8 protein-coding genes and 1 tRNA gene are annotated in these 12,247 nt (G+C 60.2%); 7 read left to right on the top strand and 2 right to left on the bottom strand.

Features of this window, described 5'->3' with window-relative positions; all coding sequences use genetic code 11:
* Window positions 1–153: 153 nt before the first annotated feature.
* A tRNA-Ile gene (locus E1297_RS26485) sits at window positions 154–230 on the top strand.
* A 227-nt stretch (window positions 231–457) separates the two neighbouring features.
* The gene (locus E1297_RS26480) at window positions 458–781 is read left to right on the top strand and encodes a hypothetical protein (protein ID WP_155143576.1); all 324 of its coding nucleotides are present in this window, start codon (window positions 458–460) and stop codon (window positions 779–781) included.
* A 183-nt stretch (window positions 782–964) separates the two neighbouring features.
* Here E1297_RS26480 and E1297_RS26475 read toward each other — a convergent pair whose 3' ends face one another.
* The gene (locus E1297_RS26475) at window positions 965–1,903 is read right to left on the bottom strand and encodes a sugar kinase (RefSeq protein ID WP_155143574.1); all 939 of its coding nucleotides are present in this window, start codon (window positions 1,901–1,903) and stop codon (window positions 965–967) included.
* 460 nt (window positions 1,904–2,363) lie between these two features.
* Here E1297_RS26475 and E1297_RS26470 point away from each other — a divergent pair, with 460 nt between their 5' ends.
* The 5 genes from E1297_RS26470 (at window position 2,364) to metH (ending at window position 11,299) form a co-directional block, all read left to right on the top strand.
* Window positions 2,364–3,809 (top strand): mannitol dehydrogenase family protein, encoded by a 1,446-nt coding sequence (locus tag E1297_RS26470; protein ID WP_368669686.1) that lies wholly within the window; start codon window positions 2,364–2,366, stop codon window positions 3,807–3,809.
* Window positions 3,806–4,990, top strand: a complete 1,185-nt coding sequence (uxuA, locus tag E1297_RS26465; protein WP_155143572.1) for a mannonate dehydratase — start codon at window positions 3,806–3,808, stop codon at window positions 4,988–4,990. The genes E1297_RS26470 and uxuA overlap by 4 nt, the downstream gene beginning before the upstream one ends.
* 475 nt (window positions 4,991–5,465) lie before the next feature.
* Window positions 5,466–6,485 (top strand): metalloregulator ArsR/SmtB family transcription factor, encoded by a 1,020-nt coding sequence (locus E1297_RS26460; protein ID WP_196223412.1) that lies wholly within the window; start codon window positions 5,466–5,468, stop codon window positions 6,483–6,485.
* Between the two features lie 2 nt (window positions 6,486–6,487).
* Window positions 6,488–7,408 (top strand): methylenetetrahydrofolate reductase [NAD(P)H], encoded by a 921-nt coding sequence (metF, locus tag E1297_RS26455; protein ID WP_155143570.1) that lies wholly within the window; start codon window positions 6,488–6,490, stop codon window positions 7,406–7,408.
* 162 nt (window positions 7,409–7,570) lie between these two features.
* Window positions 7,571–11,299 carry a methionine synthase gene (metH, locus tag E1297_RS26450; protein ID WP_368669684.1) on the top strand — a complete coding sequence of 1,243 codons (3,729 nt, stop codon included), beginning with the start codon at window positions 7,571–7,573 and terminating at the stop codon, window positions 11,297–11,299.
* Between the two features lie 27 nt (window positions 11,300–11,326).
* Here the strand turns inward: metH and E1297_RS26445 are convergent, their stop codons facing one another.
* Window positions 11,327–12,070, bottom strand: a complete 744-nt coding sequence (locus E1297_RS26445; protein ID WP_155143568.1) for a hypothetical protein — start codon at window positions 12,068–12,070, stop codon at window positions 11,327–11,329.
* Between the last annotated feature and the right edge of the window lie 177 nt (window positions 12,071–12,247).

Here is a 12,247-nt window from a genome sequence, read left to right as displayed (position 1 = left end):
ACCGCGTGCCCGCGGCGGTGTCTGCTGCCGGCTTTCGAACCGCCTCATCTGGTGATGACTTGTGTGGCAGGTTTTTTTGATCTTGCCCCATTCCGGCACCATGCTATACGAAAACCTCGGTCAAGCGGGAACAATGGCTTCCGGTTTGGCTCAGGGCCTGTAGCTCAACTGGTTAGAGCCGTCCGCTCATAACGGATTGGTTGGGGGTTCGAGTCCCTCCGGGCCCACCACTTCTCTTTCAGAGCACCTTTTGCCGGTTCCCGTTTTGGTGATTTGGTCTTGTTGTCCATTACAGGCAGCCGATCTCTAACTGGATCGGGAAACCCGGAAAACGCCTTGAATGCTATCCGGGTGAACCGTGATTCAGCTGTGACGAATTCAATGGCCCGTTCGGCATTTTCCCCTTAACTCTCTGCAGTCATTTCGTATTTAATACAATGCCGATACCGGAGGGGCCATGTACGACACACTGGATGCCTATATCGAGATTTTTCAAGCCTATCTGGAAAAGGTCTTCGCCGACCATGCCCGCAGCGCAGAGGCGCAGCAGGCGCTTGAGCGTCTGATGCAGACGATGGAAAGGCTCACGCTCGAACTCGAACCGCACTACCAGAACGTGACCGGGCGCAATCGTCTGGCCAAGGAAGACATGTATGCGATCTGGCAGGTGGATCTCTTCATCGATGATATCGAGAGTTCCGGTCTGCCGCCGGACGATGTTTTCGTGATCGCCCGCGGCATAGAGCTCCTTTCCGGCCTGATCGGTGATCTAGGATTATGATTCAGGTCACCGCAGCCGTGTGACGCTGAGTTTTCATCGTCCTTGATGGTCATGCCGGACAGGTCGAAGTCCTCGAAGCTGATCATCAGGTGCTGTCCATTTCCAATTTGTCGAGTGACCGGCGGCACCGCCGAAGTCGCGATAACGGGGGGCCTTGTCCAGTCTGGTCAGCTGGTCTCGCGGTCAACCGGGTACTTTTGCCGCGTCACCAACCGTCCCGCTCAGGGAGACCGGTACCAGCGCGCCGCGGTTGCTGATGACTTGGCGTGAGACCCTGCAGCCGGTGCCGACCGCATGATGCAGCCCGCTTCCGGAAAGATATTCCACCAGGAAACCTGCGTTGAAGGAATCGCCTGCCGCTGTGGTGTCGACGACCGTGTCGAGGCTCTCCGGATGATATTGAAAAGCGAACCTCCCGGCGGTTCTGACGGTGACCGGCCCGGAGCCGTCCTTGACCACGGCTATGGCCGATCCGTTGTCCAGATAGCGTTTGGCGGTGTCTTCCGGGGCCAAGTCACCGAAGTGGTCCGCCTCGTCGGCATAAGACGGCAGGATGATCTCGGCGGCGGCTGCGGCCTCGGTGGTCCAGCGGATCATGTCAGCTGCCGTGTTCCAGAGCTTCGGGCGCAGGTTCGGATCGAATGCAATCCTGACACCGGTTTCTGAAAGTCCGCGCAACCGGGCAAGCAGGCTCTGGCGGCCGGTTTCCGGCAAGATCGCCATGGTGATTCCGGAAAAATAGACCAGATCGCCGGAGCGAAGCGCCGGAAGCCTGTCGAGGTGGCTGGCGAGCTGGCGGGCTGCGGACTGGGAGCGCCAATACTGGAAATGGCGCTCGCCCTCCTCGAGAAAAATCATGTAAAGGCCGGGCGAGGCGCCTTCGATTTCGGCAATGTTGGGCGTGATGCCGGCCTCTTCCATGAAGCGGATCATGCGCGACGACATTTCGTCATCACCCAGGGCTGTGAAATAGGAAACGGAAAGGGCGTCCGGTGCCGCAAGGCGGCGCGCATACCAGGCGGTGTTGAAGGTGTCTCCCGCGAACCCGACCGTGAGGCTGTTTCCGTCTTGAGGAGACAATTCGATCATGCACTCGCCGATGGCCAGAAAGGTCTGCGCCATGAAACACTCCTCAAAATGGTCCGCGGGCCCTGCTGGGCCCCGGCGCTTGTCTGCCGCAATTCGGGGCGGGTGTCCGGTGGCCGATTGTTCCTGGCAACAGTGTGACCAACGCATTTTGCCCGGGCGATCGAGGGCCACCAGCAGACATACTCATTTCCATGTTCGGGAGTGCCATTTCCGGAAGCCGTTTCAAAAGCCGGGCTTGACCGGGAAACGCCTCCGGCACCCTGATGGTGGTCGAGCGGGTAACCATCTGTTTCAACACGTTGAGAGCGCTATGCTTTACCATCGGCCTCCCTTCGTTGACTCGATTTTCCGACTAGCATACCAGTTTTCCAGTCTCAAGAACGGGCGTGTTGGTCTTGTGTCTGGAACGGGGAAACGTCGGGTCCGCCGATCGGCCGGGACATGGGTGTTTGTGTCATTGCCGGTCCATGTGCGGTCCTCGGGGAGGTCCTGAGTGCACTCAGAATTGCCACGGATAAAGCGGAAGCAAGGTCCGGCGCCAAAGCCCGGGATCGTGCATTTGGGGCTTGGAGCGTTTTTCCGGGCACATGGAGCGATCTTCATCGAGGAAGCGATGGCGCAGTCAGGCGGCGACTGGGGCATTGTCGGTGTCAGCCTGCAGAGCCCGCGCATGCGCAGCCAACTGGCACCACAGGGTTTCGTCTATAATGCCGTCGAATTGCAGCCCGGGGAAAATACCGTCCGGCAGATCGGGAGCGTTTGCGATGTTCTTGTTGCGCGGCGCGACCCGGAAGCTGTCCTGAAGCGCATGTCTGATCCCGATATCCGGATCGTCAGTCTGACAGTAACCGAGAAAGGCTACTGCCACGATCCGGTGGCCGGCGGGCTCAAGCCGGATCACCCGGACATCCAGCGGGATCTTTCGGAAGCGCTTCCGGTATCCGCGCCGGGCTACATCGTGCGGGCACTGGCGCGCCGGAGGGCCATGGGGGTGCCGCCCTTTACGGTTTTGAGCTGCGATAACCTGCCGGATAATGGCCGTCTGGTGCGCAAGGTTGTGCTCGGCTTTGCCGAACGCCTCGACCCGGAGCTTGCCCGCTGGATCGGGACGGAAGCCCGTTTTCCCTCGACCATGGTCGACCGCATTGTTCCGGCCACGCAGCCTGAGGACATCGAAACGCTGGCGGCAAGGACCGGTTCATACGATGCCGCACCGGTGTTTCATGAACCGTTCCGGCAATGGGTGATCGAGGACGACTTCGTGCCCGCCCATGGCAAGGACAGGCGCCCGGCCCTTGAGGCCGCAGGCGTGCAAATGGTCAAGGATGTAGCGCCTTACGAGCAAATGAAGCTGCGCATGCTCAACGGCACGCATTCAGCTCTTGCCTATCTTGGATTTCTCGCGGGCCACGAAACAATCGCGGAGACAGTGGCGGATCCGGTTTTCGAGACATTCGTCAAGACCCTGTGGCAGGCTGAAATCATCCCTTCGGTTTCGCCTCCGGCTGGTGCCGACCTCGCCGCTTATGCGGCAGTCCTGTTCACCCGGTATGCGACTCCGGCGATCCGGCACAGGACCTGGCAGATCGCCATGGATGGCAGCCAGAAATTGCCGCAGCGCATATTGGCGACCGTCAAGGATAATTCCGAAAACGGCGTTGAAAGCCCAAGGCTTCTGATCGCTGTTGCGGCCTGGATGATCTACGTGGGCGGGCAGGATCTGCATGGGCGGCCGATCGACGTGCGGGACCCGCTGGCCAGCCAGTTGAAGGCGCTTTCGGCAAGCGGGACAACGCCGGACCAAAAGGTTGCAGCGCTTTTGGGGCTGGAACCGGTTTTTGACCCCGAACTGGCCGGAAAGATCAAAACGCCCGTTGCAGCCGCCTATGAGGCATTGACAGCGCAAGGCGTGACCCGAACCCTGAAGGACCTGACATGATCGAAGGCTGGCGTTGGTATGGGGAGCTTGATCGGATCACCCTGCCGGAAATCGCGCAAACCGGTGCAGCATCGATCGTCACCGCCCTGCACGAGATCGAATACGGTGCGGTCTGGCCGCGCGAGGTGATTGCCCGGCGCAAGGCGCAGATCCGGGAGGCCGGGTTCGGCTGGACCGTGGTCGAGAGCCTGCCGATCCACGAAAGGATCAAGCGCGGGGAGGGCGATCTTTCCGGGCTTTTTGCGAGCTACCGGCAATCCATGGCCAATCTGGCAGCCGAAGGCATCAAGGTCATCTGCTACAACTTCATGCCCCTGCTGGACTGGACCCGGACGGATCTGACGGCACCCGTCCGGCGCGGTGGCACCTGCCTGCGGTTTTCGGTCCACAAGATGGCTGCGCTCGAACTTTACATGGTGGAGCGGCCGGGGGCCGAGGCGGATTATGCCGAAGACGTGAAAGTGGCCGCGAAGGCCTGGTTCGATGCGGCAAGCGATACGGAGAGGGACGGCCTGGTCACTGCCATCATGGCCGGGCTTCCCGGTGCTTATCCGCGCTATGATGCCGTTGGCTTGAAGGAGGCTCTGGCGCCCTATCGCGGGCTTGATCGCGAGGCCTTGCGCGCAAACTACAAGAGGTTTCTCGACGAGGTCATTCCGGCTGCCGAAGAGCTGGGTTTGAGTTTCGGAGTCCATCCGGACGATCCGCCGCGCGATCTTCTGGGTCTGCCGCGTATTGTCTCGACTGCCGACGACATCGGCTGGATCCTGTCGGCCTGCGACAGCCGCGCGAATGGCCTTACCCTGTGCACCGGTTCGCTCGGGGCCAATCCGGTCAATGACGTTCCGGCGATTGCGCGCCGGTTTGCGGAAAAAATCCCCTTCGCCCACCTCAGGAACGTTACCAGGGACCCGGACGGGTCTTTTGAAGAAGCCGCACACCTGCAAGGCGATACGGACATGCCTGCGGTGATTGATGCGCTGTTGCGGGAAGAAGCGCGGCGCCGGAGCGCCGGGAGGCTTGATGCGGACATCGTCTTCCGTCCCGATCACGGACATGAGCTTTTGGGGGATGCCGCCCGCAGGGCCCATCCGGGTTATCCGTTGATCGGCCGGATGCGCGGGCTTGCGGAGCTGCGCGGCGTGATCGCCGGATTGCAGTTTCGCGCTCCTGCGGCGTAAGCAAGGTCAATGGAATTGCTGCCGTGGCGGGGCACTGCCTGCGGAATGAAACACCTTCGGCCGTGCCATTAAAACCTTGCAAGTGCGTTTTGATGTGGGGGCGGCTTTCGCCAAGGGGTCTTCGCGCAGGGGCACGATTCAACCTGCTTGACGGCTTGTATCAGCTTGATTGATCCGCAAATTTGCGACTGATCGAACGGTCTATCGGCGACCGGTGTTCGGGAGTTGTTGCTGTGCAGTGACAAGGGTCAGGCCACGCTACGGATCGGCGCGTATTGCTCCTTTTCCGAGCTGTGTGCTTTGCCTGTTCGAGAGCACGGCTAGTCCAATTCGAACGCATTCCGGATAACCCGGATTTCCGTGCCCGGGCGGGCAAAACGGATTTCTCGAGCCGCTTCGGTCTCACGCACTTGCCACTTGTAAAAATATCGTATAAAGATATCTTTATATCAGCACATGGAAATTCGGTGGCGAGATGGCGGGTGGAAAACAGGACAAGGCACTTTCGGTGGAGGCAACGCTGGGCGTGCTGCGTGCAGCGGGCGAGGCGACGCGCCTGCGGCTGATTGCGCTTCTGGCCGAAAGCGAACTCACCGTGAAAGACGCCACGGCCATTCTGGGCCAAAGCCAGCCTCGGATTTCCCGTCATTTGAAACTCCTGACCGAGGCCGGGGTGATCCTGCGCTTCCCGGAAGGAGCCTGGGTCTATTATCGTCTGACCGATGGCCCGTCCGGCGATCTTGCGCGGGATCTGGTGAACCGGATGTCGGTGGAGGACCCGGTTCTGGTCGCCGACCGGGAGCGCTTCAAGGCGCTGCGCCGGGCGAAGGCCGAAGAGGCGGCAGCGTTTTTTGCCCGCAGGGCCAAGACATGGGATCAGGAACGCTCGCTCCATGCGCCCGATGCGGATGTGGAAGCCGCGTTGCTGGCAGCGGTCGGCGATACACCGTTCCAGTCGTTTCTGGATCTGGGAACCGGAACCGGACGGCTGCTGGATCTGTTGCGCGAGCATTATGTGTCAGGCCTCGGGATTGATGCCTCGCAGGAGATGCTCTCCGTGGCGCGGGCCAATCTGGCGCAATCCGGTCTCGCCCATGCGCAGGTGCGTCACGGTGATATCTGCGCGCTGGCCGTCCCGCCCAAGTCGTTCGACCTGATCTCCATCCATCAGGTGCTGCATTATCTGGACGATCCGGCGCGGGCACTTGCCGAAGCGGCCCGTGCCCTGCGTCCGGGCGGCCGTCTGCTGATCATCGATTTCGCCCCGCATGACCTTGAGTTTCTGCGCGAAGACCATGCCCATCGCCGCCTCGGCTTTTCCCATGACCAGATGGAGCGCTGGCTCGACACGCTGGAACTGGATCTGGATGCAGTCACCGACCTCGCTCCAGCCGACAGTTCCGATACCAAACTGACTGTTACCCTTTGGCTTGCCCGGGACCGCCGCATCGTGACGGATGTCCCTCTTGCAGACCCTTCCCGAGAGGTTGCCTGAACATGACAACGACCATTCCCTTTGCCGCAAGGCGCTCGCGCCAGACCGCTGTTGCGCCGATCACAGCTTCGTTTGAGTTTTTTCCGCCCAAGTCCGACAAGATGGCAGCCAACCTTTGGGAAACGGTCCAGCGTCTGGAGCCGCTTGCGCCGTCCTTCGTGTCGGTGACCTATGGCGCGGGCGGATCGACGCGCGAGCGCACACATACGACGGTTGAGCGCATTTTGAACGAGACCGGTCTGGCACCGGCAGCCCACCTGACCTGTGTCGGGTCTCCGAAATCGGAAGTTGATGCCATCGTCCGGGACTATTGGGATCTGGGTGTCCGCCATCTTGTGGCCCTGCGCGGCGACCCGCTGGAAGGCATCGGCGCACGTTACAAGCCGCATGATGAAGGCTATGCCTATGCCTCCGATCTGGTGGCGGGCATCAAGAACATCGCCAATTTCGACATTTCCGTTTCCGGGTATCCGGAAAAGCACCCGGAAAGCGGCAATTGGCAGATCGAGATCGACAATCTGAAGCGGAAAGTCGATGCGGGCGCCGACCGGATCATCACCCAGTATTTCTTCGACAATGACCTGTTTGACGATTATCTCGACCGGATTGCGGCAGCGGGTATCAACATTCCGGTCGTGCCGGGCATTCTGCCGATCCACAATTTCGAGCAGACCATGGTGTTTTCCGCAAAGTGCGGCACGTCCATCCCCGATTGGCTGGCCCGCCGCTTTGCAGGCCTCAAGAACGATGCGGAAACCCGCAAGCTGGTTGGCGTCTCGATCGCCTGCGAACAGGTGATGGATCTGGTCGACCGGGGCATTTCCGATTTTCACTTCTACACCATGAACCGGGCGGACCTGACCTATGCGATTTGCCACATGCTCGGAATGGGTCACCAGGCGCCGGAAAAGGTTGCGGCCTGACATCACGCGCTGCGCGCGCTGACGTCCTCCGGGCCGAAGCAAGAGCCGCAGAAGTGCGCAATGCCTGAAGGGCATGACAAGAAAATGTGGCAAGGCGCTTAACCGGCGTCTCGCCGGTGCCAGAACACATACCAGATTAAGAATCCTGGGAAGGACCCCCCCGTGATCAAGTCCGACGCCTTTGAGCGCCTTCAAAACCTCGCCAAGAAACGCATTCTGGTGCTGGACGGGGCCATGGGCACCGAAATCCAGATCCTGAAACTGGACGAAGCGGCCTATCGCGGGGCGCGTTTTGCGGACTGGCAACAGGATGTGAAGGGCAACAATGATCTCCTGAGCCTGTCCCAGCCCGATGCCATTCGCCAGATCCATGTCGACTATCTGGAGGCTGGTGCCGATATCGTCGAGACCAATACGTTCTCCTCGACCACCATTGCCCAGGCCGATTACGGCATGGAAGCTCTGGCTTATGAACTGAACCATGAAGGCGCACGGCTGGCCCGTGAGGCTTGCGATCTGGTGGAGGCGAGGAACCCCGCCCGCCCGCGCTTTGTGGCCGGGGCGCTGGGGCCGACCAACCGGACCGCGTCAATCTCGCCGGATGTGAACAATCCGGGCTTCCGGGCGGTGGCTTTCGACGATTTACGGATTGCTTATGCGGAGGCCGCGCGTGGCTTGATCGCCGGCGGTGCCGATATCTTGCTGGTCGAGACGATCTTCGACACGCTCAACGCCAAGGCGGCGCTGTTTGCCATCGATGAAGTGTTCGAGGAAACGGGGAAGATCCTGCCTGTCATGATTTCGGGCACGATAACCGATCTTTCGGGCCGCACTCTCTCGGGCCAAACGCCGGAAGGCTTCTGGAATTCCGTGCGCCACACCAATCCGCTGACCATCGGGCTGAACTGCGCGCTTGGGGCCAAGGAAATGCGTGCGCATATCGACGAGCTCGGCCGGGTCGCCGACACGCTCGTCTGTGCCTATCCGAATGCCGGTCTTCCCAATGAATTCGGAGAGTATGACGAAAGTCCGGAGCATACGGCCGGGCTGATCGCGGAGTTCGCCTCTTCCGGTCTCGTCAACATGGTCGGCGGGTGCTGTGGCACAACGCCCGCTCATATCAGGGCGATTGCCGAGGCTGTCGAAGGCAAGGCACCGCGGCAGATCCCGGAGATCGACCGCCACATGCGGCTCTCCGGGCTGGAGCCGTTCGTGCTTACCAGGGAAACCAATTTCGTCAATGTGGGCGAACGGACAAATGTCACCGGATCGGCCAAGTTCCGAAGGCTGATCAAGGAAGGGGACTACGCGACCGCGCTGGATGTTGCCCGCCAGCAGGTTGAAAACGGTGCCCAGATCATCGACGTCAACATGGATGAAGGCCTGCTCGACTCGGAAGAGGCGATGGTCACCTTCCTCAATCTGGTTGCCGCCGAGCCGGACATTGCCCGCGTGCCGGTCATGGTCGACAGTTCCAAATGGACGGTGATCGAGGCCGGTCTCAAGTGTCTGCAGGGCAAGGGCGTGGTGAACTCCATTTCGCTGAAGGAGGGCGAGGAGGCTTTCATTGAGCATGCCAACCTGATCCGCCGCTATGGCGCAGCCGTTGTCATCATGGCCTTTGACGAGAAGGGTCAGGCGGACACGTTTGAACGCAAGACCGAGATCTGCAAACGCTCCTATGACGTGTTGACGCAAAAGGTCGGCTTTCCGCCCGAAGACATCATTTTCGATCCGAACATCTTTGCGGTCGCAACGGGCATCGAGGAACACAACAATTACGGCGTCGACTTCATTGAGGCGACCGGCTGGATCCGTGAAAACCTGCCCCATGCCCATGTGTCCGGCGGGGTGTCCAACCTGTCCTTCTCGTTCCGCGGCAATGAGGGCGTGCGCGAGGCGATGCACTCCGTGTTCCTGTATCACTGCATTGCCCGGGGCATGGATATGGGCATCGTCAACGCCGGTCAGCTCGCGGTCTATGACAAGCTGGACCCGGAGTTGCGCGAGCTTTGCGAGGACGTCGTTCTCAACCGACGGGAGGATTCGACCGACCGCTTGCTGGAGGCGGCCGAACGCTGGAAGGGCGAGGGCGGCAAGAAGAAAAAGGCCGATCTCGGCTGGCGGGAGCTGCCGGTCGCCAAACGGCTGGAACATGCGCTCGTCAACGGTATTGCCGATTATGTTGAAGAGGATACGGAAGAGGCGCGGCAAAGCTTCGACCGGCCGCTTCATGTGATCGAAGGCCCGCTGATGGACGGCATGAATGTGGTTGGCGACCTGTTCGGCTCGGGGCAAATGTTCCTGCCGCAGGTGGTCAAGTCCGCGCGGGTGATGAAAAAGGCTGTCGCCTATCTGATGCCCTTCATGGAGAAGGAAAAGGAAGAGCTTGGCCTGGAAGGACAGTCGTCTGCAGGCAAGATCCTGATGGCAACGGTCAAGGGCGATGTCCATGACATCGGCAAGAACATTGTCGGCGTCGTGCTCCAGTGCAACAACTTCGAGGTGATTGATCTCGGCGTCATGGTTCCGGCCGCAAAGATCCTGGAAACGGCGCGGGAAGAGAAGGTCGACATCATCGGTCTGTCCGGCCTGATCACCCCGTCGCTCGATGAAATGTGCCATGTTGCAGCCGAACTGGAGCGGGAGGGCATGGACATGCCGCTTCTGATCGGGGGCGCGACCACCAGCCGGATCCATACGGCAGTCAAGATCCATCCGAACTACAAGCGCGGGCAGGCGATCTATGTCACCGATGCCGGCCGTGCGGTCGGTGTGGCCACCAAGCTTGTCAGTGAGAACGGGCGGGAGCCCTACTATGCGGACGTGCGCAGTGAATATGCGCAGATCGCAGAGCAGCACGCCAATTCGCGCGGCGGCGGTCAGCGGGTTAGCATTGCGGCAGCGCGCCAGAATGCCTTCAAACCGGATTTTGACCGCTACACGCCGGTTCAGCCGAAGAAACCCGGCGCAACGGTCTATGACGATTTCCCGCTTGAAGAGCTGGTGCCGCTGATCGACTGGACGCCGTTCTTCGCGACCTGGGAGATCAAGGGCCGTTTTCCGGAGGTGCTGCGGGACAACCGTTACGGACCGGCGGCGACCGCTCTTTACGACGATGCGCGGCGGATGCTGGACGAGATCGTCGATAAGAAGCTCCTGAGCGCGCGCGGCATCGCGGCACTTTGGCCCGCCAATGCGGTTGGCGACGATATCCGGGTCTACACCGGTGAGGACCGGTCCGAAACACGTGCCACTTTCTATTCCTTGCGCCAGCAGATGGCGCGGGCGGCCGGGGGACGGGCCAATGTGGCGCTGGGCGATTTCGTGGCGGCGGAAGACAGCGGCATTTCGGACTGGATCGGGGGCTTTGCTGTGACGGCCGGTCACGGCGAGGACGCGCTTGCCGCCCGCTATGCCCGTGCAAATGACGACTACAACAAGATCCTGTCGCAGGCGCTCGCAGATCGGCTCGCGGAGGCCTTTGCCGAAAAGTTGCATCAGATCGTCCGTAAGGACCTGTGGGGCTATGCTGCGGACGAGAACCTGGCGGTAGAGGATATCATTGCCGAAAATTATCAGGGTATCCGCCCGGCACCGGGCTATCCGGCCCAACCGGATCATACCGAAAAGGAAACCCTGTTCCGCTTGCTCGACGCGGAAAACCATACGGGCATATGTCTGACCGAAAGCTACGCCATGGCGCCGGGGTCATCCGTCTCCGGGCTTTATTTCAGCCACCCGGACAGCCACTATTTCGGCGTCGGCAAGATCGAGCAGGATCAGGTCGCCGACTACGCCATGCGCAAGGGCTGGGATCTGGCCTTTGCCGAGCGCTGGCTCGCACCGATCCTCAACTACGACCCGGCGCGGCTTGAGGCGGCTGAATAGCCGCCTCCTCCGGGCCGCTGGCCGGCACTATACCTTTGCAAGGGCGGCCAGCATCTTCTTCAATTTGAAGAGCTCGGGAATGACATCTTCGAAGTCGGCATTTGCGCCCAGTTTCTTGCCGCCATTTGCCCAGGGCAGAAGCTCTTTCAACAAAGCGGCCATGGCCTTTTCTTCCCTGGAGCCCTTTTGCTGGGTCTTGATCAGGTTGCCGAGGTTTTGTGTGATGTCGCGGGTGACTTTCTGGATCCCCTTGTTGAACTCGGCCGGGTCCACATCGCGTTCCACCACCTGAATCCAAAGGGCTGCCTTCTTGATTGCACCCTTCAGCATGGCCCGAAGGGACTTTTCCTGCATGATCTTTGTGGGATCAACGCTGCCGTCGTTGCGGGTAATCTCCTTGCCCGAAACAAGTTGTGCCCGGGCTGTCTCCAGACATGCGTCCATGTCTTTCTGCAAGACTTTCAAGAGGTGGATGAGATCGCGTTTCGAGCTTTCCTTGGCTGCCTCCTTTTGCAGGATTTTCATGTAGTCCATACATGTCCGTTCCGCAGCTTTGAGGGCTGCCTCGAAAGTGTTGAGTGCTGCGATCCGCTTGTCCGGTTTGGCTGACCGCACCTTTTCATAGGCCTTGTCGAGCGTGCCAAAGGCACTGGAAACTCCGGAACTCTTTCGGAAATAACCAAGATATTTTTCCGAGGGCTTCTTCTTGCCGCTCTCGGCTTCGAAAAGCTTCTTTTTGGATTCCCACTCGGCTTTCCAGCGTCCGATCATTGCATTGCCTTCCGGTCGTTTTTGATAATCACATGGCTATGTGCTCCCGGGCGTCCTGCGGGTTCATCATTGTGGTCCGATTGTGGGAGGCTGATCCGGTGTGGTTCAAAACTCGGAGACCTCTGCATATTGCAGGTCTGTGCAATTGAACGCGCCAATTCTGCCCATTTTCATCTG

This window comes from Roseibium sp. RKSG952 (genome assembly GCF_009711355.1).
The sequence above is the reverse complement of the archived record's forward strand: the minus strand, read 5'-3'. Positions and strand labels throughout refer to the sequence as shown.